Source organism: Enterobacter sp. TMH.L2 (assembly GCF_050847315.1).
In the GTDB taxonomy this organism is placed as follows: Bacteria; Pseudomonadota; Gammaproteobacteria; order Enterobacterales; family Enterobacteriaceae; genus Cedecea.
Genome location: NZ_CP193791.1, coordinates 507,737 through 532,789, shown reverse-complemented (window position 1 = coordinate 532,789; position 25,053 = coordinate 507,737). Strand labels below are relative to the sequence as shown.

Annotated in this window: 24 protein-coding genes; 13 read left to right on the top strand and 11 right to left on the bottom strand. The window is 54.9% G+C overall.

Annotated features, from left to right (window positions below; all coding sequences use genetic code 11):
* Positions 1–47: 47 nt before the first annotated feature.
* Positions 48–1,088, top strand: coding sequence for an L-glyceraldehyde 3-phosphate reductase (gene mgrA / locus ACREYP_RS02660; protein WP_166995208.1), 1,041 nt, complete (start codon positions 48–50; stop codon positions 1,086–1,088).
* Positions 1,089–1,121: 33 nt separating this feature from the next.
* Here the strand turns inward: mgrA and ACREYP_RS02655 are convergent, their stop codons facing one another.
* Entirely contained in the window at positions 1,122–1,619 is a 498-nt protein-coding gene (locus ACREYP_RS02655) for a TIGR00645 family protein (protein ID WP_008457009.1), read from the bottom strand.
* 86 nt (positions 1,620–1,705) lie between these two features.
* Positions 1,706–2,209, bottom strand: a complete 504-nt coding sequence (locus ACREYP_RS02650; protein WP_336818883.1) for an ESA_00282 family adhesion-associated protein — start codon at positions 2,207–2,209, stop codon at positions 1,706–1,708.
* 93 nt (positions 2,210–2,302) lie between these two features.
* Between ACREYP_RS02650 and ACREYP_RS02645 the strand changes: the two genes are divergently transcribed.
* On the top strand, positions 2,303–2,704 hold the full coding sequence (locus tag ACREYP_RS02645) for a hypothetical protein (protein ID WP_008457005.1): 402 nt from the start codon (positions 2,303–2,305) through the stop codon (positions 2,702–2,704).
* A gap of 4 nt (positions 2,705–2,708) precedes the next feature.
* Entirely contained in the window at positions 2,709–3,092 is a 384-nt protein-coding gene (locus ACREYP_RS02640; protein WP_008457003.1) for a hypothetical protein, read from the top strand.
* A gap of 780 nt (positions 3,093–3,872) precedes the next feature.
* On the opposite strand, the gene exbD is transcribed toward ACREYP_RS02640, so the two are convergent.
* Entirely contained in the window at positions 3,873–4,298 is a 426-nt protein-coding gene (exbD, locus tag ACREYP_RS02635) for a TonB system transport protein ExbD (protein WP_008460960.1), read from the bottom strand.
* Between the two features lie 6 nt (positions 4,299–4,304).
* On the bottom strand, positions 4,305–5,039 hold the full coding sequence (gene exbB, locus ACREYP_RS02630) for a tol-pal system-associated acyl-CoA thioesterase (RefSeq protein WP_166868526.1): 735 nt from the start codon (positions 5,037–5,039) through the stop codon (positions 4,305–4,307).
* 256 nt (positions 5,040–5,295) lie between these two features.
* Here exbB and metC point away from each other — a divergent pair, with 256 nt between their 5' ends.
* Positions 5,296–6,483 carry a cystathionine beta-lyase gene (gene metC, locus ACREYP_RS02625; RefSeq protein WP_008460955.1) on the top strand — a complete coding sequence of 396 codons (1,188 nt, stop codon included), beginning with the start codon at positions 5,296–5,298 and terminating at the stop codon, positions 6,481–6,483.
* Positions 6,484–6,659: 176 nt separating this feature from the next.
* Positions 6,660–7,319: a DedA family general envelope maintenance protein YghB gene (gene yghB / locus ACREYP_RS02620; RefSeq protein ID WP_008460953.1), complete on the top strand. Its 660-nt coding sequence runs from the start codon at positions 6,660–6,662 to the stop codon at positions 7,317–7,319.
* A gap of 60 nt (positions 7,320–7,379) precedes the next feature.
* Here the strand turns inward: yghB and ACREYP_RS02615 are convergent, their stop codons facing one another.
* Complete coding sequence (locus tag ACREYP_RS02615) at positions 7,380–8,267, bottom strand: AraC family transcriptional regulator (protein ID WP_336818882.1); 888 nt, start codon at positions 8,265–8,267, stop codon at positions 7,380–7,382.
* A 187-nt stretch (positions 8,268–8,454) separates the two neighbouring features.
* On the opposite strand from ACREYP_RS02615, the gene yqhD reads away from it, so the two are divergent.
* The 6 genes from yqhD (at position 8,455) to phnE (ACREYP_RS02585) (ending at position 14,443) form a co-directional block, all read left to right on the top strand.
* The gene (yqhD, locus tag ACREYP_RS02610) at positions 8,455–9,618 is read left to right on the top strand and encodes an alcohol dehydrogenase (RefSeq protein ID WP_166995200.1); all 1,164 of its coding nucleotides are present in this window, start codon (positions 8,455–8,457) and stop codon (positions 9,616–9,618) included.
* A 103-nt stretch (positions 9,619–9,721) separates the two neighbouring features.
* A complete protein-coding gene (gene dkgA / locus ACREYP_RS02605; RefSeq protein WP_008460946.1) occupies positions 9,722–10,549 on the top strand; it encodes a 2,5-didehydrogluconate reductase DkgA in 828 nt (275 codons plus the stop codon).
* Between the two features lie 225 nt (positions 10,550–10,774).
* Entirely contained in the window at positions 10,775–11,617 is an 843-nt protein-coding gene (gene phnC / locus ACREYP_RS02600; RefSeq protein WP_039287781.1) for a phosphonate ABC transporter ATP-binding protein, read from the top strand.
* Positions 11,618–11,652: 35 nt separating this feature from the next.
* Entirely contained in the window at positions 11,653–12,594 is a 942-nt protein-coding gene (gene phnD, locus ACREYP_RS02595; protein WP_008460942.1) for a phosphonate ABC transporter substrate-binding protein, read from the top strand.
* 101 nt (positions 12,595–12,695) lie between these two features.
* Complete coding sequence (phnE, locus tag ACREYP_RS02590; protein ID WP_034810028.1) at positions 12,696–13,565, top strand: phosphonate ABC transporter, permease protein PhnE; 870 nt, start codon at positions 12,696–12,698, stop codon at positions 13,563–13,565.
* Positions 13,562–14,443: a phosphate/phosphonate ABC transporter permease gene (gene phnE, locus ACREYP_RS02585; protein WP_498881088.1), complete on the top strand. Its 882-nt coding sequence runs from the start codon at positions 13,562–13,564 to the stop codon at positions 14,441–14,443. The genes phnE (ACREYP_RS02590) and phnE (ACREYP_RS02585) overlap by 4 nt, the downstream gene beginning before the upstream one ends.
* Before the next feature lie 40 nt (positions 14,444–14,483).
* Here phnE (ACREYP_RS02585) and ACREYP_RS02580 read toward each other — a convergent pair whose 3' ends face one another.
* The 6 genes from ACREYP_RS02580 to ACREYP_RS02555 all read right to left on the bottom strand — a co-directional run bounded on the left by ACREYP_RS02580 (position 14,484) and on the right by ACREYP_RS02555 (position 22,775).
* A complete protein-coding gene (locus ACREYP_RS02580; protein WP_498881087.1) occupies positions 14,484–15,146 on the bottom strand; it encodes an HAD family hydrolase in 663 nt (220 codons plus the stop codon).
* A gap of 117 nt (positions 15,147–15,263) precedes the next feature.
* Complete coding sequence (locus tag ACREYP_RS02575) at positions 15,264–17,432, bottom strand: B12-binding domain-containing radical SAM protein (protein ID WP_498881086.1); 2,169 nt, start codon at positions 17,430–17,432, stop codon at positions 15,264–15,266.
* A 202-nt stretch (positions 17,433–17,634) separates the two neighbouring features.
* On the bottom strand, positions 17,635–19,047 hold the full coding sequence (gene ftsP, locus ACREYP_RS02570; RefSeq protein WP_498881085.1) for a cell division protein FtsP: 1,413 nt from the start codon (positions 19,045–19,047) through the stop codon (positions 17,635–17,637).
* A 62-nt stretch (positions 19,048–19,109) separates the two neighbouring features.
* The gene (locus tag ACREYP_RS02565; protein ID WP_008460931.1) at positions 19,110–19,865 is read right to left on the bottom strand and encodes a 1-acylglycerol-3-phosphate O-acyltransferase; all 756 of its coding nucleotides are present in this window, start codon (positions 19,863–19,865) and stop codon (positions 19,110–19,112) included.
* A gap of 90 nt (positions 19,866–19,955) precedes the next feature.
* On the bottom strand, positions 19,956–22,226 hold the full coding sequence (gene parC / locus ACREYP_RS02560) for a DNA topoisomerase IV subunit A (protein ID WP_336818880.1): 2,271 nt from the start codon (positions 22,224–22,226) through the stop codon (positions 19,956–19,958).
* Positions 22,227–22,373: 147 nt separating this feature from the next.
* Complete coding sequence (locus ACREYP_RS02555) at positions 22,374–22,775, bottom strand: YgiW/YdeI family stress tolerance OB fold protein (RefSeq protein ID WP_166995190.1); 402 nt, start codon at positions 22,773–22,775, stop codon at positions 22,374–22,376.
* A 191-nt stretch (positions 22,776–22,966) separates the two neighbouring features.
* Here ACREYP_RS02555 and qseB point away from each other — a divergent pair, with 191 nt between their 5' ends.
* Together qseB and qseC are read left to right on the top strand one after the other, a co-directional pair.
* Positions 22,967–23,629, top strand: a complete 663-nt coding sequence (gene qseB, locus ACREYP_RS02550; protein WP_166995188.1) for a quorum sensing response regulator transcription factor QseB — start codon at positions 22,967–22,969, stop codon at positions 23,627–23,629.
* Positions 23,623–24,984 (top strand): quorum sensing histidine kinase QseC, encoded by a 1,362-nt coding sequence (qseC, locus tag ACREYP_RS02545; protein ID WP_336818879.1) that lies wholly within the window; start codon positions 23,623–23,625, stop codon positions 24,982–24,984. Before qseB ends, qseC begins: the two co-directional genes overlap by 7 nt.
* Positions 24,985–25,053: the final 69 nt, after the last annotated feature.

The following is a 25,053-nucleotide window of genomic DNA, read 5'->3' as shown; positions in this document are numbered from 1 at the left end:
AGATGGAAACAACGTTTCAAAAATAACTCTTACCCTAAGGAGACACCATGCCCTACGAAGCCAGCCCGTCGCGTTATCAATCCATGCAGTATCGCTTCTGCGGCCAGAGCGGCCTGCAGCTGCCCGCGCTTTCTCTCGGCTTGTGGCACAGTTTTGGCGGCGTGAGTCCGCTGGAGTCCCAGCGCGATCTGCTGCGCACCGCGTTCGATCTGGGTATTACGCATTTCGATCTGGCGAATAACTACGGGCCGCCTCCGGGCTCGGCGGAAGAAAACTTTGGCCGCCTGCTGAAGCAGGATTTTGGCAGCTACCGCGACGAGCTGATTATTGCCACCAAAGCGGGGTATGACATGTGGCCAGGCCCTTATGGTTCCGGCGGCTCACGTAAGTACCTGCTGGCAAGTTTGGATCAGAGCCTGAAGCGCATGGGGCTGGAGTATGTCGATATCTTCTATTCCCATCGCGTGGATGAGAGAACGCCGATGGAAGAAACGGCCAGCGCCCTGGCACATGCGGTGCAAAGCGGCAAAGCGCTTTACGTCGGGATCTCCTCTTACTCCGCCGAAAGAACAGAGAAAATGGCCGATCTGCTGCGAGAATGGAAAATTCCGCTGCTTATTCACCAGCCCTCCTACAACCTGTTAAACCGCTGGGTCGATAAAAGCGGCCTGCTGGACACGCTGCAGCACAACGGCAGCGGCTGTATCGCCTTTACCCCGCTCGCCCAGGGCCTGCTGACCGGCAAATACCTGAACGGCATCCCGGAAGGCTCAAGGATGCAGGTGGAAGGCAATAAAATTCGCGGGCTGAATGAAAAGATGCTGACCGAGGCGAATCTCAGTAGCCTGCGCTTACTCAACGAGATGGCGCTGGAGCGTGGCCAGACAATGGCACAGATGGCGCTGAGCTGGCTGCTGAAAGATGAGCGCGTCACCTCAGTATTGATCGGTGCCAGCCGGGCAGAACAGCTAAAAGAGAATGTGAAAGCGCTGGATAATCTGCACTTTACCGCAGAAGAGCTGGAGCGAATTGACCGCCACGTCGCCGATGGCGAGCTAAATCTGTGGCAGGCATCGTCCGACAAATAAAAGCCAAAGCCCCTGTAAACAGGGGCTTAGTTTTTAATATTTCCCGCTGCGGGAAAGCTTGTCGAGATAGCCCATCACAAACGCCGACAGCACAAACGTCAGGTGGATGATCACGTACCACATCAGCTTGTTGTCCGGCACGTTTTTAGCGTCCATAAAAATACGCAGCAGATGGATAGAAGAGATGGCCACGATGGATGCCGCAACTTTATTCTTCAGCGAGCCAGAGTCCATTTTCCCCAGCCAGCTTAGTTTCTCTTTGCCTTCGTAAATATCCAGCGTCGAGACAAAGTTCTCATAGCCGGAAAACATCACCATCACCAGCAGGCCGCCGACCAGCGCCATATCCACCAGCGAGAGCAGGGTCAAAATTAAGTCAGCCTCCGCAATCGAGAAGATATTCGGGAGAACGTGAATGATCTCCTGGAAAAACTTCACCGTCAGCGCAAGCAGGGCCAGAGATAACCCGAAGTAAACCGGGGCCAGAAGCCAGCGCGAGGCGTACATCGCATTCTCAATAAAACGTTCCATAATGTCCTGTCTGGAAATAGCAAAAGGGCGTCATTATAGCGAATTCCGGCGTTTAAGCGTGAGCCCCAGACGCAGGATTACAGGGCTCACACGCTGTTCAGGTCGATCTCCGGGCGCTGATACTGTGGCCATACCAACGCGACCAGTGCAGGATAAGCGTCGCGGCTAAACTCGTTAAAACACTGGCGCAGATTCAGCACTTCAATATCTGACAATGGCACCTGCTCACCTTCGGCACAGCGTTTTTTAATATTGTCATAATATTTATACACCGCCGAATTTAAATCACTGCAGCGGCGCTGGGCACTAAATAAAACCGGCTGTGAAGTCAGTTCATCGATACGCATTTTTTTAATTGTGGCGTGAGTAAAATCAATATACTCACTATTAATACGCCAATAATAGCTGGGCGTAATTTTAGACATCAGCATGCCAAAATAATCTTCCCGCTCTTCGCTGGTGGTGATGGATTGTATTTCACCCGCCGCACGATTTTTCTTATTATTTGAAGCGCTAAACTCCTTGAGCATAACCAATACAGCACACAACAAAATCAAAATGGTGACAATAGAATAAAATATGCTGTGCATAAGAAACTCCTGTTTTTTTTATTTTTGAATTGAGGCATCATATCGCGAATCTCTGAACCTGAATATTGAACCGATTTCAAAGGATCACATTCGATGCTGCCTGAACACTTCTTACCACGGCGCTATCCCGTTGTTGCACCGTCAACGCTCCCTGCAGAAGCTGAAAATAGTACCACGTCGGAAGTCGTTCAGGACAAGATTTTAACGCTGGAAAAAAACATCCTGAGCGGCAGTCATTATGCCGGGCAGGCCAAAAACCGCCTGCTTGAAGAAACCGATCGTCATATTAAAGAGCGTCTGCTGTGCGCAGTTCGGATAGAGGCGTTACACGCCCTGATTGGCGAACTGGTTGAAAAAGAACTTATTAGTGCCGCCGATTTGCAGATGCTTATCGAAGACAAAACCGCCTGGGTGGGTAGCAAGGAGCAGGAAATTTGGGTTAATCAAATGACCCAAGAAAAACCCTGGCCATTATGCTATTCAATTGAGGAGTAGTGCTATGGCAGAACCTCTAAAAAAACAGCCCTTGTTAATTAGCGCTGATGAAAATAAAGACCATGAATTTACGTTAAGTAAAAATATAGCGATTCTGGTTCGCCTTAAGAATGAAAATATCACCCGTAATACGCAGGAAGTTACGGATATTACTTCGGCGCTTATCGACCTGAAGTGGATGAATCGCCGTGAAATCTTCCCGTGGCGTGCCAAAGAAGAGGTGTATGGGGCGGTGCTGGAGGAGATCCTCAGCCATCATCCAAAGCTTAAAGAGCAGATTCTTAAGCGGCTGGAAGGGCATTATCAGCGCCTGAAAGAGCAGGAAGCCCAGACGCTGTCGATGACCCGTGGTCTTGCAGAGAAGACGTGGAAGAGTTCTACGCTGTGAGTGGGGTTTGCCTCTTCCCCTGGCCCTCTCCCCAGTGGGGCGAGGGAATATAAAGAGTAATAAAATTTAACGATTTCTCTCTTTGGCTGTCTGTTAGTCACAAATAAGCTATATGAAGGTTCAGCTAAGGTTCCGTTCACCTCAAGCACAGCTTTATATGCAGCCCCCAAACTTGTGAACGACTCGGTGGAGTCACCGTCACTCCCCCGAGACCCCGGACTCCCGGCCAAATAAATCGACCGCTGAAGCGGCAGACCTCCGTTTTATCTCCCAGTCCTGGGTCGGCTGAGATGCGCTCCCGACGCTCTCAGCCTCCGGCCGCTCCCGGCGTCCGGACCCTGGCCAGTCGGAGAGAAAACGGTGGCGATTTAAGCCGGAACCGAGCCTCGCTTTAAGCTCAAAGCAACGCTGAACGCAACAGTCGCTGCAAGTCACACCGCCACGCCCTTGTCCCCGGCTCTCATCGCCCCAGGCTATGACCCAACTCAGGCGGGGTTGAGCTGTCGGGAACAGCGAAAGAGAGCGATCGTCAGGAACGAATCGCGAACGACCCCGAATGTTTGGGTGATAGCCGGTGGGTTTACCGCTTCAGCGGCGATGAGCTCGCCGGGCGCCGGGGCTGTTCGGGGGATGGCGTTATTCCCCGGACACGTTCACCGTGCTCTGAACGCGCAGGGGAAAAAGATTTACGGGTGAACGTAACAACTACGGAGAGAATAAACTTGAGTTGTTTTCACCCTCTCCCAAGAGGAAGAGGGCCGTGATGAGGGTCATCCCCACTTACTTCGCTTTCGTGACTTCCTGGCCGACCAGGCCAATCTTCAAATACCCTGCCTGGTGCAGCGTATCCATCACGTCCATCAGCGTTTCGTAGTCCACCGTTTTGTCCGCGCGGAAGAAAATGGTGGTGTCTTTTTTCCCTTCGGTTGCGGCAATCAGCGCATTGACCATCGACTCTTTGGTTACCGGGTCATTACCGATAAACATCGAATGATCGGCTTTTACCGACAGATAAACCGGCTTCTCAGGGCGTGGCTGTGGTTCACTGCTGGAGGCCGGAAGGTTAACCTTCACGTCCACCGTTGCCAGCGGCGCCGCCACCATGAAGATGATCAGCAGCACCAACATCACGTCGATAAACGGCGTAACGTTGATTTCGTGCATTTCACCATTGTCATCGAGGTTTTCGTTCAGACGCATTGCCATGGGGCATTAACCTACTCGCAGTTGCTGGGTATTACGCACCGGACGCGGCTGAGCGGTACCATCCAGGTCCAGATCGCGGCTTTGCAGCAGCAGAACCTGCGCGGCAACGTCGCTGAGGCTGGCTTTGTAGCTGCCGATCATACGCGCGAAGATGTTATAGATAACCACCGCCGGGATGGCAGCAACCAGGCCGATTGCCGTCGCCAGCAGCGCTTCTGCGATGCCCGGGGCAACGACCGCCAGGTTAGTGGTTTGGGATTGAGCGATACCGATGAAGCTGTTCATGATGCCCCAAACGGTACCAAACAGGCCGACGAACGGTGAAATCGCACCGATGGTGGCCAGGAAACCGTTACCGCGCCCCATGTGACGCCCAACGGCGGCCACGCGGCGCTCAAGGCGGAAGCCGGTACGATCTTTAATGCCTTCGTTATCTTCCACGCCGGCTGAAAGTTCCAGTTCGTTCTGGGCTTCGTTGATTAACAGCGTGCTCAGGCTTTTACTGTCAAAGGCTTCTGCCGCGCTGCTCGCTTCGTTCAGGGAGCGCACGTTAGCCAGCTGCTGCTGCTCTCGCTTGAGGCGACGTTTCTGGGTGATCAGCTCCACGCTCTTACTGAAAAAGATGGCCCAGGTGACAACAGAGGCCAGAATCAGGCCAATCATCACGATCTTCACTACGATGTCAGCATGTTGATACATGCCCCAAACGGACAGATCCGTCTGCATCAGATTACTCGTCACGTCTTACGCTCCAGCGAGAAATAAATGTCAAAACTGAGACTAATATATCAAAAAACTATCGAATTGATAGTCGTTCTCATTAGTATTTGCAGACTGCCGGAAATTGTTGAAGCATTCCTTGCGCTTACGCAGGAAAAGCGCCCACATGGCGAAATGATGACTTTTTTCGCCAACCTGAGAAAACGGCATGATGCCCTTTGCCCATTCTGTGTTAATTTACGTCCAGACATCCAGATGGTTAGACGGGGAAGCGGAAATGGCGGAAAAACACATCGAAACGGCGCTGGTCAACGCCGGGCGCAGCAAGAAGTTTACTCAGGGTTCGGTTAACAGCGTGATTCAGCGCGCCTCCTCCCTCGTCTTTGAAAGCGTTGAGGCCAAAAAGCAGGCCACCGCTAACCGCGCTAAGGGCGAGCTGTTCTATGGCCGTCGCGGCACGCTGACCCATTTCTCGTTGCAGGAAGCGATGTGTGAACTTGAGGGCGGCGCGGGCTGTGCCCTCTTTCCCTGCGGCGCCGCCGCGGTGGCTAATACAATTCTGGCCTTTGTTGAACAGGGCGATCACGTTCTGGTGACCGAAACGGCCTATGAACCAACGCAGGATTTCTGTACCAAAATTCTCTCAAAGCTTGGGGTTAGCACTGGCTGGTTCGCGCCGGAGATTGGTGCCGATATCGCCAGCCTGATTCAGCCGAATACCAAAGTCGTTTTTCTGGAATCCCCCGGTTCTATTACGATGGAAGTCCACGATATTCCGGCGATTGTCGCAGCGGTAAGGCGCGTTGCCCCCGACGCTATCATCATGATCGACAATACCTGGGCGGCTGGCGTGCTGTTTAAAGCGCTGGAGTTCGGCATCGACATCTCCATTCAGGCGGGAACCAAATATTTAATTGGCCATTCGGATGCGATGGTTGGCACCGCGGTATCCAATGCCCGATGCTGGGATCAGCTGCGCGAGAATGCCTATCTGATGGGGCAAATGCTGGATGCAGACACCGCGTATATGACCAGCCGCGGTATTCGGACCCTGGGTGTTCGCCTGCGTCAGCATCAAGAAAGCAGCTTAAAAGTCGCCGAATGGCTGGCACAGCATCCGCAGGTTGAGCGCGTGAATCATCCAGCGCTGCCCGGCAGCAAAGGGCATGAATACTGGAAACGTGACTTTACGGGCAGCAGCGGGCTGTTCTCATTTGTGCTGAAAAAGCGGCTGAGTGATGAAGAGTATGAACAGTACCTCAATCATTTCGAGTATTTCAGCATGGCCTATTCCTGGGGCGGCTATGAATCGCTTATTCTCGCTAATCAGCCCGATGAGCTGGCGGAGCTCCGCCCGGCAGGCGGCGTCGACTTTAGCGGCACCCTGGTTCGCCTTCATATTGGCCTGGAAAACGTGGACGATCTGATGGCGGATCTGGAAGCGGGTTTCCAGCGTATTGCCTAAAAAATCCGTTTATCGGTAATCGTGGAACAGTTTTTTGCCATTATCGGGATTTTGTTGAGCCTGGGATCAAGGTGTCGAGAAGATTTTAGCAGTACAATGTGTAGAAATTAAGGTGAGCCTAAGTTGCGGGTGTAATACTCGGGGCGAACTCAATAAGCGGTTCCACAGGAATACCTATGGCTGTTATACAAAATATTGTCGAGGCGCTTTGGCATCACGATTTTGCCGCGCTGGCCGACCCCCATGTGATTGGCATTGTCTATTGCGTTATGTTTGCGACGCTGTTCCTGGAAAATGGGCTACTTCCTGCTTCATTTTTGCCGGGCGATAGCCTGTTGCTGCTCGCGGGAGCGCTGATCGCCAAAGGCGTGATGGGCTTTGTACCGACGCTGGTGATTTTAACCATCGCAGCCAGTTTGGGCTGTTGGCTTAGCTATTTACAAGGGCGCTGGCTCGGCAACACCCGCACGGTTAAAGGCTGGCTGAAACAGCTGCCAACTCAGTACCACCAGCGCGCCACGCAAATGTTTGACCGCCACGGTTTACTGGCGCTGCTCGCGGGCCGCTTCCTGGCCTTTGTTCGTACTCTGCTGCCTACCATGGCGGGGATTTCCGGCCTCAGCAACCGCCGTTTTCAGTTCTTTAACTGGCTAAGCGGCCTGCTGTGGGTCGGCGTTGTGATTAGCCTGGGCTACGCGCTCAGCATGATCCCCTTTGTTAAGCGCCATGAAGATCAGGTGATGACCTTCCTGATGATTTTGCCGGTTGCTCTGCTGATTGTGGGCCTGGTCGGCACGGTGTTTGTGGTGCTGAAAAAAAAGGTTAGCGCCGCGTAACCCTGCTTGATGAAGAAAGAGCGGATAAGCCCGACTTATTCGCTCTTCGCTTTTGCCTCATTAAATAACCCGCATCCGCGCCATATCTTCCCCCGGCGTCACGCCAAAATAGCGTTTAAACTCCCGGCTAAACTGAGACGCGCTCTCGTAGCCCACGCGGATAGCCGCCGCGCTTGCCTTCATACCGTCATGCAGCATTAACATTCTTGCCTTATGCAGACGGTAAGTTTTCAGGTATTGCAGCGGCGACGTGCTGGTCACCGACTTGAAGTTGTGATGAAACGCAGAAACGCTCATGTTAGCCTCGGCTGCCAGCTGGTCCACCGACAAGTTTTCGGTGTACTGGTTTTCAATCCGGCGCAGCACGCGGCTGATCAGGCTAAAATGCGTCTGGCGGCTTACCAGCGCCAGTAGCGCCCCGCCGCTTGGGCCCGTCAAAACGTGATAAAGGATCTCACGGATAATCTGCTTGCCCAGGACTCGGGCATCGAGAGGCCTCTCTAATACATCCAGCAATCGCTCTGCAGCGCAAAGAATTTCTTCCGACAGTTCGGCAGAATTTATCCCGTCGGTACAGGACTGCGGACGGAAGAGATCGTCTTCTCCGATGTCTATCAGCAAATCCTGCAGTTGCTGGATATCCACTTTCACACGCATCCCGGCGAGCGGTACGTCTGCCGTCGCAAAAGTTTCGCACTCGAAGGGTAAAGGCACCGTCAGCAGCAGGTATTCATTGGCGTCATAGCGGAATACGCGGTCATTAAGATAACCTGTTTTATGACCCGAAAAGAGAAAAACAATGCCCGGCTCGTACATGACCGGGGTACGCGCCATCGGTTTGGTGCCGTACATCAGCCGTACGCCATCAAAAAATACATCACTCTTTTCTTTTAAAATCAGCTGATTGATTTTATCCGTCAGCTGCTGGCAGATAGCCTGGCGGTTCATTTCTTACGTCTCCACGGCGCTTTTTATCCGGCTTACAGTGTGCGATGGATTCTGCGATTTCTCCAGTCATTTGGAGAAACAGGCAAGATAAAGGCAGGAATATGCATTGAGAGAGGCAGCGTGGCGGACCACAATAGGCACCATCAGATTTAGCAATGTGACTCATCTAACGAACGGGAAACCCATCATGAATAACTTCAATCTTCATACCCCAACCCGCATCCTGTTTGGTAAAGGCTCCCTGGCAGAACTGCGTGACCAGATCCCAGCCGACGCTCGCGTACTGATTACCTACGGCGGCGGCAGCGTGATTAAAACTGGCGTACTGGACCAGGTTAAAGACGCGCTGAAAGGCCTCGACGTGCTGGAGTTTGGCGGCATCGAACCTAACCCGTCTTACGAAACGCTGATGAAAGCCGTAGAGATTGCGCGTAAAGAAAACGTGACTTTCCTGCTGGCAGTCGGCGGTGGCTCCGTGCTCGACGGCACTAAATTTATCGCCGCTGCGGCGCACTATCCGCAGGATATCGATCCGTGGAACATTCTGCTGACCCGCGGTAGCGACGTGAAAAGCGCGATCCCAATGGGTTCCGTGCTGACGCTGCCGGCCACCGGCTCCGAATCTAACAAAGGCGCAGTGGTTTCCCGCCGCTCTACCGGCGACAAACAGGCGTTCATGTCTGACTTCGTGCAGCCTGTCTTTGCGGTTCTGGATCCGGTTTACACCTACACCCTGCCGCCTAAACAGGTTGCTAACGGCGTGGTGGATGCCTTTGTTCACACCATCGAGCAGTACCTGACCTACCCGGTCAACGCCAAAGTGCAGGATCGTTTTGCGGAAGGCATTCTGCTGACGCTGATCGAAGACGGCCCGAAAGCGCTGAAAGATCCTGAAAACTATGACGTGCGTGCGAACGTGATGTGGGCTGCAACAATGGCGCTGAACGGCCTGATCGGGGCTGGCGTGCCGCAGGACTGGGCGACCCACATGCTGGGCCACGAACTGACCGCGATGCACGGCCTGGATCACGCTCAAACGCTGGCGGTGGTTCTGCCTTCGCTGATGAATGAAAAGCGTAACGAGAAGCACGCCAAACTGCTGCAATACGCAGAACGCGTCTGGAACATCACCTCCGGCAGCGAAGAAGAGCGTATTGATGCGGCCATCGAAGCAACCCGCAATTTCTTCGAGAAAATGGGCACCGCGACTCGCCTGTCCGCCTACGGCCTGGACGGCAGCTCCATCCCTGCTCTGCTGGTGAAACTGGAAGAAAAAGGCATGACTAAGCTGGGCGAACATCAGGACATTACGCTGGACGTTAGCCGCCGCATTTACGAAGCCGCGCGCTAAGAGAATCCAGGTTAGCGATTTGATCGCCTGAGTTTCGACTAGACTTAATACAAAACTTACACCGGGCTTGCCCGGTGTTTTTCGCACTATTAAGGAGGTACGCATGACTCATCCAACCTTAATCAAGCTCCAGGATGGCAACGTAATGCCGCAGCTTGGGCTCGGTGTCTGGCAGGCCAGCAACGACCAGGTCAGAACGGCCATTGAGAAAGCCCTGGAAGTGGGATACCGTTCCATTGATACCGCCGCCGCCTACAAAAACGAGGACGGCGTAGGTGCCGCGCTGAAAAGCGCAGGCATTGCGCGTGACGATCTGTTTATTACCACCAAACTCTGGAACAGCGACCAGCAGCGGCCCCGCCAGGCGCTGGAAGACAGCCTTGAAAAACTGCAGCTTGATTATGTCGATCTCTACCTGCTGCACTGGCCGGTGCCGAGTAAAGATCATTATCTCGAAGCCTGGAAAGGGCTGATTGAGCTGCAAAAAGAGGGGCTGGCGAAGAGTATTGGGGTGTGTAACTTCAATCTTAATCACCTCCAGCGGCTGATCGACGAAACCGGCGTTAGCCCGGTGATCAACCAGATTGAGCTGCACCCTCTGCTGCAACAGCGCCAGCTCCACGCCTGGAACGCGACCCACAAAATCCAGACCGAGTCCTGGAGCCCGCTGGCCCAGGGCGGTGAAGGCGTGTTTGATCAGAAAATCATTCGTGATTTAGCGGACAAATACGGTAAAACCCCGGCTCAGGTGGTGATTCGCTGGCACCTCGATAGCGGGCTGGTGGTTATCCCTAAATCGGTCACGCCTGCCCGTATTGCTGAAAACTTTGACGTGTTCGACTTCCGGCTGGACAAAGAAGAGCTGGCTGAAATCGCGAAGCTCGACAGCGGCAAACGCCTTGGGCCAGACCCGGACGTGTTTGTCGGCTAAATCCGGCTTCTCTTTTCGTCCCCAAAACCACCTTCGCCTTCACCCGCAGGGTGGTTTTTTATTTCCCGCACACCCCCTGCCCCAGCGCTTTCTACGTGTAACACATCTGTTTGATCGTCGCGTGAATTTTCACGGCGTTCATTATTTGTTCTTTTAGCCGTAATCAAAAAGTCACACAACACCACGATAAATAGGGCCAGCTTCGCTAACTCATTTGGAATGGTTATGAACAGATCCCTTGCCGTAGTTACCAACTCTGACCTGGAGTCGCTGCCGCAGTTTGCGCCCGCGCCGGGGCGTAAAGTCCTGAGCGTTAAGAGTCTGAGTAAGGCCTATAACGCACACCAGACCGTGCTGCACGACATTAACTTCGACCTGCATGCCGGTGAACTGGTGGGCGTGATTGGCCGTTCAGGCGCAGGTAAATCTACGCTGCTGCATATTCTTAACGGTACGCATTCTGCCACGTCGGGCGAGATCCTCAGCTTTCCGGAAGTCGGGATGCCGCACGATGTGTCTAAACTCAGCGGTCGCGCTCTGAACCAGTGGCGCACCGAATGCGGCATGATCTTCCAGGACTTCTGCCTGGTGCCAAGACTGGACGTGCTGACTAACGTCCTGCTGGGTCGCCTGAGCCAGACCTCCACGCTGAAATCCTTGTTTAAGGTTTTCCCTGAAGCAGACCGCGCCCGCGCTATTTCGCTTCTGGAGTGGATGAACATGCTGCCCCACGCCCTGCAGCGCGCCGAGAACCTTTCCGGCGGCCAGATGCAGCGCGTCGCTATTTGCCGCGCGCTGATGCAAAACCCAAGCATTCTGCTGGCCGATGAGCCGGTGGCTTCACTCGACCCGAAAAATACCCAACGCATCATGAAAGTGCTGCGTGAAGTGTGTGAGCAAGGCATCAGCGTGATGGTGAACCTGCATTCCATCGAGCTGGTGAAAGAGTACTGCACCCGCGTTATCGGGGTTGCAAAAGGAAATATCGTGTTTGACGGTCATCCGTCGATGTTAACGGACGACGTGCTGCATCTCTTGTACGGCGATGAAATCAATCAAGTGCATTAATTCTCTCTCCAATTGATACAACACAGGCAATGATAATGAAAAAGCAACTGACTGGCGCATTACGTTTATCCGCAGTGATTACTGGCCTTGTGATTGCAGGCCACGCTATGGCTGCTGACCAGCCGCGCGAACTGAACCTCGGGATCCTCGGCGGGCAGAATGCGACCCAGCAAATTGGTGATAACCAGTGTGTGAAGCAGTTCATGGATAAAGAACTGAATGTCGACACTAAACTGCGTAACTCTTCTGACTACTCTGGCGTTATTCAGGGCCTGATCGGCGGTAAAGTCGACCTGGTGCTGAGCATGTCTCCTTCTTCCTACGCTTCGGTGTACATGAACGACCCGAAAGCGGTGGATATCGTCGGCATCGCGGTTGACGATAAAGATCAGTCCCGCGGCTACCACTCCGTAGTGATCGTGAAAGCCGACAGTCCGTACAAAACCATCGAAGATCTGAAAGGCAAATCCTTCGGCTTCGCGGATCCGGACTCCACCTCTGGCTATCTGATCCCGAACCACGAGTTCAAACAGAAACTCGGCGGCACCGCGGACAACAAATACAACAACTTCTTCTCCAGCGTCACCTTCTCCGGCGGCCACGAACAGGACATCCTGGGCGTGCTGAACGGCCAGTTTGCTGGCGCGGTGACCTGGGCTTCCATGGTTGGCGACTATAACGACGGCTACACCGCCGGGGCGTTTAACCGCCTGATCCGTATGGATCACCCTGACCTGATGAAGCAGATCCGCATCATCTGGACCTCACCACTGATCCCGAACGGCCCGATCCTGGTCAGCAACAAGCTGCCAGCTGACTTCAAGGCCAAAGTGGTGGATGCGGTGAAAAAACTGGATAAAGAAGATCACGGCTGCTTTGTGAAGGCGATGGGCGGCACCCAGCACATCGGCCCGGCGTCAGTGGCTGACTTCCAGCAGATTATCGACATGAAGCGTGAGCTGGTTAGCGCTCGCTAATTGACGCCCACCGCATAAAAATCGCACCCCGGCAGCCTGCCTGGGTGCTTTTTTATCAGGACGGGGCAACCCGTCACCGGAAACAAACCGGATAATAAGTGATGATGTTGAATACGGAATTTGAGCGTTACTATCACCAGGTCAGAATGCGCCAGAAGCGCGACACCCTGATTTGGTCCCTGCTGCTGGTAGGCCTGTATCTTACCGCCGGTCATATCGCAGAGTTCAGCCTGACCACCATCTGGCAATCGCTGCCAAACTTCCTCGACTACATGTTCGAAACCCTGCCGACGCTGCACCTCCCGGTTCTGCTGGCCGACGTCCACACCAAAGGCTCGCTGGCCTACTGGGGATACCGCCTGCCGATTCAGCTGCCGCTGATTTGGGAAACGCTGCAGCTGGCGCTGGCGTCGACGCTGATTTCGACCTGCATTGCCGCTGTGCTGGCATTTTTGGCCGCCGGTAATACCTGGACACCGCCCGCCGTGCGCTTCGGCGTTCGTGCTTCAGTTGCCTTCCTGAGAACGATGCCGGAGCTGGCATGGGCGGTGATGTTCGTGATGGCCTTTGGTATTGGCGCTATTCCGGGGTTTCTGGCGCTGGCCCTGCACACCATTGGCAGCCTGACCAAGCTGTTTTACGAAGCCATCGAAAGCGCGTCCGACAAACCTGTGCGCGGCCTGGTGGCCTGCGGTGCCACGCCACTTCAGCGCGTGCGCTTCGCTCTGTGGCCGCAGGTGAAACCGATCTTCCTGTCCTACAGCTTTATGCGCTTTGAAATTAACTTCCGTTCCTCCACCATTCTCGGCCTCGTTGGCGCGGGCGGGATCGGCCAGGAGCTGATGACCAACATTAAACTCGACCGCTACGACCAGGTCAGCATCACGCTGCTGCTGATTATCGTGGTGGTTTCCATCCTCGATGTCCTGTCCGGCAGGCTGCGCCGCTGGGTTCTGGAGGGGAAAAAATGAGCATTTCACAGGCAACACCGGATATCGCTAAAAGCCGCGAGCAGCACCGCGAACTTTACCGGATGCAGGGACGATATCTGCGTCACATCGGCCTGCTGGCCGCCGCCATCCTCGGCTACTACGTCTGGTTTTTCTTCACTTTCGGCATCGACTCCGGGCAAATCCTGACCGGCATCGCTCAGCTCGGGCGCTATTTCCTGCGCATGTTTGTCTGGCATGACTTTGTTAACTGGCCGTTCGCCTATTACTTCTCGCAAATCGCTATTACGCTCGCCATTGTCTTTGCCGGGACGCTAACCGCCACTGTGCTGGCGCTGCTGCTGTCGTTCTTTGCCGCCCGCAATATCATGCAGGGCCCGGTGGCAAGGATCATTGCGCTGCTGGTGCGCCGCCTGTTCGACCTGCTGCGCGGCGTGGATATGGCAATCTGGGGGCTAATATTTGTGCGCGCCGTGGGGCTTGGCCCGCTGGCTGGCGTACTGGCAATTATCATGCAGGATACCGGCTTACTGGGCAGGCTGTATGCCGAGGGGCACGAAGCGGTAGAACGCTCTCCGAGCCGGGGATTAACCGCCGTGGGCGCGGCGGGCATTCAGAAGCACCGCTTCGGGATCTTCACCCAGTCGTTCCCGGCGTTTCTCTCCCTCAGCCTGTATCAGATTGAGTCCAACACCCGTTCAGCGGCGGTGCTGGGTTTTGTCGGCGCGGGCGGTGTCGGCCTGGTTTATGCCGAGAACATGCGGCTGTGGAACTGGGACGTGGTGATGTTTATCACCCTGATTCTGGTCTGCGTGGTAATGGCGATGGATGCTATTTCTGCCTGGCTGCGCCGCCGCTATATCACCGGGAAGCCGGTGCCGCTGTATTCTCCGCAATAACGCCTAAACGGGGCACGGTTTTCGCCATGCCCCGGTTCCGCTATAAAGACCAGCTCAGCGTTTGCCAGCCGTAGCGAGCGCCCTGCGCCGCAAGCTTCTGGCAAGGATTTACCATCAGCACTTTGTCGGCCTCAAGGCAGAGCGGTAGGTCGTTAATAGAGTCGGTATAAAACGTCAGTTCTCCGCTGTATTCGGGGTTCACCGTCAGCCACTCCTTCAGACGGGTAATTTTACCTGTCTGATAGCTCGGCACACCGCTTATCACGCTGGTGTAGGCGTTATTGCCGGTCACCAGGTCGATACCGATGGCGTGTTCAATGTCCAGCCGCGGCGCAATGGCCTTCACCAGCAGGCTGACCGACGCAGAGATGATCATCATCTGCTGGCCCTGAGCGTGTAATTGCTCAATCAGGCGCTTCGCCTCCGGGTAAACCAGCGGCAGTACATCATTTTCTACGCAGCGAGCCACCAGCGTATCGACATCGGCAACTGTCATGCCGGCCAGCGGGGCCAGCGTGACGCCAACGTATTCGTGAATGTTCATTTCGCCACGCTGGTAGTCGAGCATCAGCTTGTGCTCTTTGGCCAGATAATCAGGGTCTTTGATCAGCCCTTCGCGAGAAAGAAAACGGCTCCAGAGAGTGCTGCAATCGGCGTCAATCAGGGTGTGGTCGAGGTCAAAAACGTACAGCGGGTTAGACATGTTCATTTCTCATTTCAGCAAAGAGGCCGCCGGGCAGCTTAGCACCAGACCCGACGGACAGGGATTCCCACTTCTCTTTGTCGCAGAAAAAAATGACAGCGGCATGAAAGCACGCCGTTACTTCACATGCGGCTTCCTCTTTCCTGCTGCTGCCGGACGGCGCTGGTGCGCAAGCGGGGTATGTTTCGTCAGCGCCGGGCGGGCGTGACGAGCATGCCTGCGGGCCTCACGCATCTCTTCCAGGGTCGGGGCAGGCACCAGGCATTCACGTCTGCCGCCAATCAGGTGCTTTTTCCCCATCGCCTCCAGCGCCTCACGGATCAGCGTCCAGTTAGCCGGGTCGTGATAGCGCAGCAGAGCTTTATGAAGGCGGCGCTGGCGGTCACCGCGAGGCACGACGATATCCTCGCTTTTGTAGTTCACCTTACTCAGCGGATTTTTGCCCGTGTAATACATGGTGGTTGAGTTAGCCAGCGGCGACGGATAGAAGTTCTGAACCTGATCGAGGCGGAACCGGTGCTGCTTCAGCCACAGCGCCAGGTTCACCATATCCTCATCACGCGTCCCAGGGTGCGCGGAGATAAAGTATGGGATCAGATACTGCTCTTTGCCAGCCTGCTTCGAATAGGTATCGAACAGCTCTTTAAAGCGATGATAGCTGCCCATCCCCGGCTTCATCATCTTCGACAACGGCCCTTCTTCGGTATGCTCTGGGGCAATTTTGAGATAACCGCCCACGTGGTAAGTGGCCAGCTCTTTGATGTAGCGCGGATCGGCAACCGCCAGATCGTAACGCACGCCGGAGGCAATCAAGATCTTCTTCACGCCCTGCAGATCGCGGGCACGGCGGTAGAGATCGATGGTCGGCTGATGGTTGGTGTCCATATGCTGGCAAATTTCCGGGTAAACGCACGACAGGCGACGGCAGGTTTGCTCCGCGCGCGGCGACTTACAGCGCAGCATATACATATTGGCCGTTGGGCCACCGAGATCGGACACTACGCCGGTAAAGCCCGGCACGCTGTCGCGCATCGCTTCGATTTCGCTGATGATGGAATCTTCGGATCGGCTCTGAATAATGCGGCCTTCATGCTCGGTGATGGAGCAGAAAGAGCAGCCGCCGAAGCAGCCGCGCATAATGTTCACCGAGAAGCGGATCATCTCATAGGCCGGAATGCGGGCCTTGCCGTAGGAAGGATGAGGCACACGCTGGTAGGGGAGCGCGAACACGCTATCCATCTCTTCGGTAGAAAGCGGGATTGCCGGAGGGTTGATCCAGATATAGCGATCGCCGTGCTTTTGCATCAGCGCTCGGGCACAACCGGGGTTAGTTTCATGATGCAGGATCCGCGAAGCGTGGGCATACATCACCTTATCGGCCTTCACCTTCTCAAAGGACGGCAGCAGAACATAGGTCTTTTCCCACGGCTTTGGTCGCGGGGGCTGCACGGTTACAGCTTTGGTTTCATCCGCCTTCTTGTCCTTCGGTTTATTGCCGTCGGCACAGGGGAGATCGTCCCCGTAAGGATGCGGAATGGGGTCGATTTTTCCTGGCGTATCAAGCCGGGTGGAATCGACGCCTGCCCAGCCGGGCATCGCTTCTTTGCGCATGATGGCGGTATTACGCACGTCGCAAATGTCAGCGATCCCTTCTCCGTTAGCCAGACGATGCGCCACTTCCACCAGCGGACGTTCACCATTGCCGAAGATCAGCATATCGGCTTTGGCATCAACCAAAATCGAGCGGCGCACGGTATCAGACCAGTAATCATAATGCGCGGTACGGCGCAGGCTGGCCTCGATGCCGCCGAGGATCACCGGCACATCACGCCACGCTTCTTTGCAGCGCTGGGTGTAAACCAGAGAAGCACGATCGGGGCGCTTGCCTGCCACGTTATCCGGCGTGTAGGCATCGTCGTGGCGCAGCTTGCGGTCCGCCGTGTAGCGGTTAATCATCGAATCCATGTTCCCGGCGGTCACGCCAAAGAACAGGTTCGGCTTGCCGAGGCGCATAAAGTCCTGTTTAGAAGACCAGTCCGGCTGAGCAATGATACCGACACGGAAACCCTGCGCCTCTAACATACGGCCACAGATGGCCATCCCAAAGCTGGGGTGATCCACGTAGGCATCGCCGGTGACGAGAATGATGTCGCAGCTGTCCCAGCCGAGTTCGTCCATCTCCGCTCGAGACATGGGTAAAAACGGTGCCGGACCAAAACAGGCGGCCCAGTATTGAGGCCATGAAAAGAGTTCGCGTTCCGGCTGGATCAGGCTTTTGGCGCTCATAATATTTCCGAAGAGATGATGTAGAAATGAACAAAAGGGCGGCGATTATACGCCTATTAGCAGTAATCTTTGAAGGGTTATTCGGTGTTTTACGCCCCTCACCCGGCCCTCTCCCCAAAGGGGCGAGGGGAAAAAGACTCTGCGTAGAGTCCCATGCTATCCCTTCTCCCTTGTAGGGAGAGGGTTAGGGTGAGGGTAAAAACTAGGGTGCGGGCTGAACCAATAGCTGACCGATGGAGCCGTGATCGGCAAGCTCCAGCGTCTGGCTGGAGTAGAGGAACGGGAAATGCTCCCAGGAAGGCTGCCCAAAGTAGACCAGCAGCTCAACCTGCCCGTCTATCCACACGGTATCCTTCCAGCCGCGATCTTCCCCGAACGGCGAAGCCCCGTTGACGTTGCGCACCAGGAAACTAACGCCCTCAATGTGGAAAGACTGCGGCGTATCAGCGCGCACCGTCCAGCGTTCCCAGGTGCCCTGCTGAGTCTGAATATCAATCCGCTTCATATCCCACAGCTGGCCGTTAATGCCCGGATCGTCACCGAGGGTGATTTCACGGCTGCGCGTTGGGTTACCGCCGATAATCTCTTCCGGCAGAAGGCGCATTGGCAGCGTGTCGGTCACCAGCGGCAGCAGCCCGGTAGGACGCAGCGTTAACACCAGCGTGGAAATCAAAATGCTCGACGGCTCAAAGAAACCACGAATGCGATCCATGATCCCCGCCGCTTCACCGGCGGTAATCGAGACCTCTTTGCCTTCGGTCATGTCGATAAGAATTTCTCGCCGCTCTCCCGGTGCCAGCGACAGCTGCTTGACCGAAACGGGTGCCGGCAGGAACCCCTGATCGCTGGAAATCACCGCGATGGAGCGACCATCGCTCATTTGCAGCTGGTAGCGACGCGAGTTTGAGGCGTTCAACAAACGCAGGCGCACCCAACCACGGGACACTTCCACGTACGGGCTTTGCACCCCGTTCACCAGCAGCGTATCGCCAACAAAACCGCCGCTGCCGGGCTCCTGATACTCTGGCGCACCGAAGTTGTCGAGCCGCTTGTCCTGGATGATAATCGGGAAGTCATCCACGCCGTAATGGTTAGGGATTGGCAGAGATTTGCTGACTTCATCCTCAATTAACCACATCCCCGCGAGGCCGTTGTAAACCTGCCTTGCGGTGCGATTCGGCGTGTTGGCGTGATACCACAGCGTAGCGGCTCGCTGGCGAATGGGTAAAACGGGCGCCCAGTCTACGTTCGGCGACATCATACGTGCGGCCCCGCCAATCAGCGGCCCCGGCACCTGCAGGCCAGCAATCGTCATCGCAACATTTTCCTGCAGACGGTTGCTGTAGATCATCTTCACGTCATCCCCGCTCCAGACGCGAATGGTTGGCCCCATATAGCGCCCGTTAAAGCCCCAAACGGGTGCCTTCGCGCCGCCGGTAAATGACCAGTGAGCGCGCTGCAGCGTCAGGAATAAGGGCTGGCCGCGACGAGATTCAAGCAGAGGGGGAACAGGTAAAGGCTGCTGCTGCCCTGCCGCGTTTGCCCTCAGCGGCACCGAGCCGGCACAAAGCGCAACTCCGGATGCCTGAATAAACTGACGCCGACTGAGTGACATAATTGCTCCATGTAAAACTGAATAACGAAAGGCGATACAAACCGTACCGCCAAAGGCGGCATTTAACTCGCCTGATTCTTTTCAACTTTGCCGGCGGCTTCACGCGCGGCAACTTCTTGATTGAGTTCGTCGATTTTGGCCATCATCAGTTCACGACAGTCAGTGGCCAGCTTACGGACCTGATCTTTCCCATAAGCGCTGGTATCAATTGGCGGCAGCATTTCGACGATGACCAACCCGTTGTTCCAACGGTTTAGCTTAATTTTATTACTGGTATTGGAAACGCACACCGGAATAATCGGCACGCCCGCGGCAATCGCGGCATGAAACGCCCCGGTTTTAAACGGCAGCAGGCCCCGACCACGGCTGCGGGTCCCTTCCGGGAACATCCAGATAGAAACATTACGTTTGCGAATCTGCTCGACAACCTGGGAGATAGTACCGTGGGCTTTTGCCCGGTTATCCCGGTCAATCAACAGGTTGCCCGTCAGCCAGTAAAGCTGGCCAAAAAACGGGATCCACACCAGGCTTTTTTTCCCAACCGTTACCGTCGGCGGCTGCACGATACTCGAGGCCGTCACCATATCGTAGTTGTTTTGATGGTTACCGATGTAAATCGCGGTGGGATGGTTTTCTGCCCCGGCAGGTAAGCGGGTTTCAACCTTGAGACCGAATACCGGCGCCAGACGCCCGAAAAGGTGCCCAAAAGTTGCCACATGGCGCGGATTACGCGGGCTAAACAGACAATAAATTGAACCAAAGATGCATACCAGGATGCAGTAAATAACGACAATAATAAAACGTACAATCGCTAGCATAACTACCTCATGAGCCGAAGCCGTTGATAAGTATATCGGCTTTAGCGTAAAACACACCGGACAGCGGCAACGCTGCCGCCGTAACCCGGATTATTCTTCGCTGTCTCCAGCTCCAGCCCGCATTGGGGAATCGACGTCCACGCGGTCGATACGCTGCAGGCCACGCATCAGCGTCCCGCGGCGGCCTCGCTCACCGGTAATTTTCTGCAACTCTTCAGGGCGCAGCTTAATTTTACGCTTCCCGACGTGCAGCGTCAGCGTACTCTGCGGCGGCAGGATAAACAGATGTGCCAGCTTATCTTCACCTTTCGCCGCTTCGGCTGCCGGGATAGAGATAATTTTATTACCCTTGCCTTTCGACAGTTCAGGCAGATCACTCACCGGGAACATCAGCATGCGCCCGGCGGCGGTGATCGCCAACAGCATGTCGTCTGCGCTGTGAATTTCCAGCGGAGGGAGGACGCGGGCGTTATCCGGAAGGGAAATCAGCGTTTTACCTGCGCGGTTGCGTGAAACAACGTCGTTAAAGGTACAGACGAAGCCATAGCCTGCGTCCGAAGCCATCAGCAGCTTCTGATCGTCTGCGGCCATCAGCACATAGTCAACCGTCGCACCCGGCGGTGGCGTCAGCTTACCGGTCAGAGGCTCACCCTGACCACGCGCTGACGGCAGCGTGATAGGATCCAGCGCGTAGCTTCGCCCGGTGGAGTCAATGAACGCCACCGGTTGATTGCTCTTACCTTTGGCTGAGCCAAGGTAGCTGTCACCGGCTTTATAGCTCAGGCCCGGCGCGTCAATATCGTGGCCTTTGGCGCTGCGCACCCAGCCCATTTGCGACAGCACAATCGTCACCGGTTCAGACGGCACCATGTCATGCTCGCTCATCGCCTTCGCTTCACCGCGCTCGTGCAGCGGAGAGCGACGGTCGTCCCCGTAGGTATCGGCATCCGACTGCAGCTCTTTTTTCAGCAGCGTGTTCATTTTGCGCTCTGAAGCGAGAATACCCTGCAGCTGATCGCGTTCTTTTTCCAGCTCGTTCTGCTCGCCGCGGATCTTCATCTCTTCCAGTTTGGCGAGGTGACGCAGCTTCAGCTCAAGGATAGCTTCGGCCTGCGTTTCGCTGATATCAAAACGAGACATCAGCACCGGCTTCGGCTCATCCTCGGTACGAATGATATGAATCACTTCGTCGATATTGAGGAACGCTACCAGCAAACCTTCGAGGATATGCAGGCGTTTAAGGACTTTTTCCAGACGGTAGTTCAGGCGGCGGCGCACCGTGTCACGACGGTAGACCAGCCATTCGCTGAGGATCTCCAGCAGGTTTTTCACCGCCGGGCGACCGTCAAGGCCAATCATATTCAGGTTAACGCGATAGCTTTTTTCCAAATCGGTGGTCGCGAACAGATGGTTCATTACCTGCTCAACGTCTACGCGATTGGAACGAGGCACAATCACCAGCCGGGTCGGGTTTTCATGATCCGACTCGTCGCGCAGGTCTTCAACCATTGGCAGCTTTTTCGCACGCATCTGGCTGGCAATCTGCTCCAGAACGCGAGCACCTGACACCTGATGAGGCAGCGCGGTAATCACAACGTCGCCGTCTTCTTTGCGCCACACCGCACGCATGCGGATGGAGCCGCGCCCGTTCTGGTAGATTTTGCGAATATCTTCACGCGGCGTGATGATTTCCGCTTCGGTCGGATAATCCGGACCGTGGACGATATCCAGCAGGCTGTCCAGCGTCGTTTTTGGCTGGTCAATCAGCGTTATGGCGGCCTGGGCGACTTCACGCAGGTTATGCGGAGGAATGTCTGTTGCCATCCCTACCGCAATGCCGGTTGTCCCGTTAAGCAGGATGTTCGGTAAACGCGCAGGCAGCATTTTTGGCTCCTGCAGGGTTCCGTCAAAGTTCGGGATGTAGTCTACCGTTCCCTGCCCGAGCTCACTGAGCAGCAGCTCCGCGTACTTCGACAGGCGAGATTCGGTATAACGCATGGCAGCAAAGGACTTAGGATCGTCCGGCGCGCCCCAGTTCCCCTGCCCGTCCACCAGCGGATAGCGGTAAGAGAACGGCTGCGCCATCAGCACCATCGCTTCATAACAGGCGCTGTCGCCGTGCGGATGGTATTTACCCAGCACATCACCCACGGTACGGGCTGACTTTTTGAATTTTGCGCTGGCGTTTAGCCCCAGCTCCGACATCGCATATACGATTCGACGCTGAACCGGCTTGAGCCCGTCGCCAATAAACGGCAGGGCGCGGTCCATGATGACGTACATGGAATAGTTGAGATACGCATTTTCCGTGAATTCGTGTAGCGCAAGACGCTCAGCACCATCATGAGTCAAATCACTCATTGCTCATTCATCCTCAAACTGACGAACCGATTGTGGCCACAATCGGCGTAATTGCCGCCGATAGTACCTTATCTGGCCTGTTGAGTCATAGCGATGAATAGCTTTATACGAAGCGGCAGCCCATATGGGCAAGCCGCATTTTCAGCGTTACTTCAGTTTGTTAATTTGCTTTACGTCGATTTCTATCGAGTTCCAGTCTTTATCCACTTTACCCTGAATTTCCACGGTGTCCTGAGGAGTAACCGTTTGGCCGTTCCAACGCTTATGGTCAATGTCTACGTTGATACTGTCGGTTGCATCGCGGAAAATATAATCTTCACCACCAATGCGCTGCTCAATTTTACCGGTCAGCGTCACCCAAGTGTCATCAGATAACGTTTTGGCCTGTTTTACCGTGGTTTTACTCCCCGTTGGGCCCACAAAGCCGCCCTGCTGTATAGGCTGAGTTTGTACCGAGGCATTAGGGTCAACAAACCCGCCGGTCTGAGCAGCAAATAGAGGGGCTGAAGTTAAAGCGATAATGGCAAATAAAGCGGCTGTCTTTTTCATAATGTAATTCTCCTTTCGTTTCTTAGCCCCTAGTAAAGCGCCCAAATCTTAACGAGATCTTAACCCCTCGGCAGGAAGTGTTTTTTATTACAAATTTGCGGTCTTTGCCGAAGGAGCAGGCTTTTCTTCTGTACACACAAAGACGACAGGTATTTACTGCTCGTCTTAACGGCAGCAACAAGGAGTGCGCCATGCGCCTGTTACTTATTGAGGATGACCCACTAATTGGTGACGGCATTAAAGCCGGATTAATCAAAATGGGGTTTGCAGTTGACTGGTTTAGCGATGGGCCAAAGGGGCAAGCCGCACTTGGCCTGGCCCCCTACGACGCCGTAGTGTTGGATCTCAGTCTCCCGGGCATGGATGGCCTGGATATTCTGCGCGCCTGGCGTAAAGAGGGGCACAGTCAGCCCGTACTAATCCTGACTGCCAGAGATTCGCTGGAAGAGCGCATTGAAGGATTACAGCTGGGTGCGGACGACTACCTTTGCAAACCATTCGCCCTGACAGAAGTGGCAGTGCGGTTGCAGGTACTCATCCGCCGGGCGCACGGCCACGCGCAGCCAGAGATTACCCACGGAAATGTCGTACTTTCTCCGGCAAACCATACGGTATCTCTCAACGGCGAGCCCCTACAGCTAAAGCCTAAGGAATTCGCTTTACTCGAGCTGCTTATGCGTAATGTCGGGCGTGTTCTGCCACGCACACTGATCGAGGAAAAAATCTATAGCTGGGACGATGAAGTCTCGCGCAACGCCCTTGAAGTTCACATCCATCATCTCCGTAAAAAGCTGGGCAGCGGTTTTATTCGCACCGTACACGGCATCGGCTATACGTTAGGTGATGCATGCTAAGAACGTTGACCAAAAGCTTACGCACACGCCTGACCGTAGGCTTTATAGTGCTGACCCTTGCAGCAGCAGCCTTTGCCAGTGCCGCCGCTTGGTATGAAGCCCGTAAATCGCTCAACAAGCTCTTCGATACCCAACAACTGCTTTTTGCTAAGCGGCTAAGCGTGCTGGATTTCGATGGCGCAAACAGCGCCGAGCCACAGCTTCCTCGCAGTAAAAACATTCTGAAAAAACATCGCGGTAAGCTCGATGATGACACATTAGCCTTCGCCATTTTTACCGCTGAGGGCAGGCTTGTGCTCAATGACGGCGACAGCGGTAAAGGACTGATCTATTCATGGCATAGGGACGGATTTACTGATGGGCAACTCGATGATGATGACGATCTCTGGCGTCTGGTCTGGCTGACAACGCCTGATGGTCGTTATCGTATCGTGGTCGGTCAGGAGTGGGACTACAGGAACGATATGGCTCTGGATATCGTGTCCGCTCAGCTCACGCCCTGGTTAATAGCACTGCCGCTGATGCTGGTCCTGCTGATTGGGTTAGTCAGCAGAGAGCTGGCACCGCTGCGAAAACTGGCGCAAAAACTACAGCGTCGCCCCCCCGGTGACAACAGCAGACTCGAGACTCAGCCTCTCCCGCTGGAAGTCAGGCCCCTTGTGGATGCCTTAAATCAGCTCTTTGAGCGTACAGAAGCATTTATGCAGCGTGAAAGGCGCTTTACGTCCGATGCCGCCCACGAACTCCGAACCCCGCTTGCGGCCCTGAAGGTACAGGCAGAGGTGGCTCAACTGGCGGAAGATGATGCCCAAGTCAGAGAGCAAGGGCTGAACCAGCTTCATCAGGGCATTGACCGAGCCTCCCGTCTTGTTGAACAGCTGCTGACGCTTTCCCGGCTGGACTCTCTGGCTGAACTGAATGATGTCCAGGACGTGTCACTGCAGACTCTGCTTCAGGAAAGCGTGATGGAAGCCTGGCACGCGGCCCAGCGAGAGCATATTGATATCCACCTGCAGATGCCGGAAAAACCAGTCATCCAGCTCGTTCAGCCACTTCTGCTTGGGTTGATGTTGCGCAATATCATTGATAACGCCGTCCGCTACAGCCCTGCAGGCAGCGTTGTGAACGTCGTACTTAAGGAGAATGAGCTTGAGGTTATCGACAATGGACCGGGCGTGAACGCTGAATATCTTGCCTCTTTGGGGGAACGCTTCTTTCGCCCACCAGGGCAGCTAAAAACCGGCAGCGGGCTGGGGTTGTCAATCGTTAGTCGAATTGCGGCGTTGCACGGTATGCGGGCAACTTTCGGCAACGCAGAAAGCGGTGGTTTTAGGGTTTGCATCCGTTGGAACTGAGAAATTTCAGCCGGATTATTGCTCGTGCAGCAAAAGTCTTTGCACATCCTGGTCATTTTTTCACAGTAA

Excerpts from the sequence above, each read along its gene's own strand:
- mgrA (WP_166995208.1), top strand. The coding sequence starts at position 48 with ATGCCCTACGAAGCCAGCCCGTCGCGTTATCAATCCATGCAGTATCGC.
- ACREYP_RS02655 (WP_008457009.1), bottom strand. The coding sequence starts at position 1,619 with ATGGAACGTTTTATTGAGAATGCGATGTACGCCTCGCGCTGGCTTCTG.
- ACREYP_RS02650 (WP_336818883.1), bottom strand. The coding sequence starts at position 2,209 with ATGCACAGCATATTTTATTCTATTGTCACCATTTTGATTTTGTTGTGT.
- ACREYP_RS02645 (WP_008457005.1), top strand. The coding sequence starts at position 2,303 with ATGCTGCCTGAACACTTCTTACCACGGCGCTATCCCGTTGTTGCACCG.
- ACREYP_RS02640 (WP_008457003.1), top strand. The coding sequence starts at position 2,709 with ATGGCAGAACCTCTAAAAAAACAGCCCTTGTTAATTAGCGCTGATGAA.
- exbD (WP_008460960.1), bottom strand. The coding sequence starts at position 4,298 with ATGGCAATGCGTCTGAACGAAAACCTCGATGACAATGGTGAAATGCAC.
- metC (WP_008460955.1), top strand. The coding sequence starts at position 5,296 with ATGGCGGAAAAACACATCGAAACGGCGCTGGTCAACGCCGGGCGCAGC.
- yghB (WP_008460953.1), top strand. The coding sequence starts at position 6,660 with ATGGCTGTTATACAAAATATTGTCGAGGCGCTTTGGCATCACGATTTT.
- ACREYP_RS02615 (WP_336818882.1), bottom strand. The coding sequence starts at position 8,267 with ATGAACCGCCAGGCTATCTGCCAGCAGCTGACGGATAAAATCAATCAG.
- yqhD (WP_166995200.1), top strand. The coding sequence starts at position 8,455 with ATGAATAACTTCAATCTTCATACCCCAACCCGCATCCTGTTTGGTAAA.
- dkgA (WP_008460946.1), top strand. The coding sequence starts at position 9,722 with ATGACTCATCCAACCTTAATCAAGCTCCAGGATGGCAACGTAATGCCG.
- phnC (WP_039287781.1), top strand. The coding sequence starts at position 10,775 with ATGAACAGATCCCTTGCCGTAGTTACCAACTCTGACCTGGAGTCGCTG.
- phnD (WP_008460942.1), top strand. The coding sequence starts at position 11,653 with ATGAAAAAGCAACTGACTGGCGCATTACGTTTATCCGCAGTGATTACT.
- phnE (WP_034810028.1), top strand. The coding sequence starts at position 12,696 with ATGATGTTGAATACGGAATTTGAGCGTTACTATCACCAGGTCAGAATG.
- phnE (WP_498881088.1), top strand. The coding sequence starts at position 13,562 with ATGAGCATTTCACAGGCAACACCGGATATCGCTAAAAGCCGCGAGCAG.
- ACREYP_RS02580 (WP_498881087.1), bottom strand. The coding sequence starts at position 15,146 with ATGTCTAACCCGCTGTACGTTTTTGACCTCGACCACACCCTGATTGAC.
- ACREYP_RS02575 (WP_498881086.1), bottom strand. The coding sequence starts at position 17,432 with ATGAGCGCCAAAAGCCTGATCCAGCCGGAACGCGAACTCTTTTCATGG.
- ftsP (WP_498881085.1), bottom strand. The coding sequence starts at position 19,047 with ATGTCACTCAGTCGGCGTCAGTTTATTCAGGCATCCGGAGTTGCGCTT.
- ACREYP_RS02565 (WP_008460931.1), bottom strand. The coding sequence starts at position 19,865 with ATGCTAGCGATTGTACGTTTTATTATTGTCGTTATTTACTGCATCCTG.
- parC (WP_336818880.1), bottom strand. The coding sequence starts at position 22,226 with ATGAGTGATTTGACTCATGATGGTGCTGAGCGTCTTGCGCTACACGAA.
- ACREYP_RS02555 (WP_166995190.1), bottom strand. The coding sequence starts at position 22,775 with ATGAAAAAGACAGCCGCTTTATTTGCCATTATCGCTTTAACTTCAGCC.
- qseB (WP_166995188.1), top strand. The coding sequence starts at position 22,967 with ATGCGCCTGTTACTTATTGAGGATGACCCACTAATTGGTGACGGCATT.
- qseC (WP_336818879.1), top strand. The coding sequence starts at position 23,623 with ATGCTAAGAACGTTGACCAAAAGCTTACGCACACGCCTGACCGTAGGC.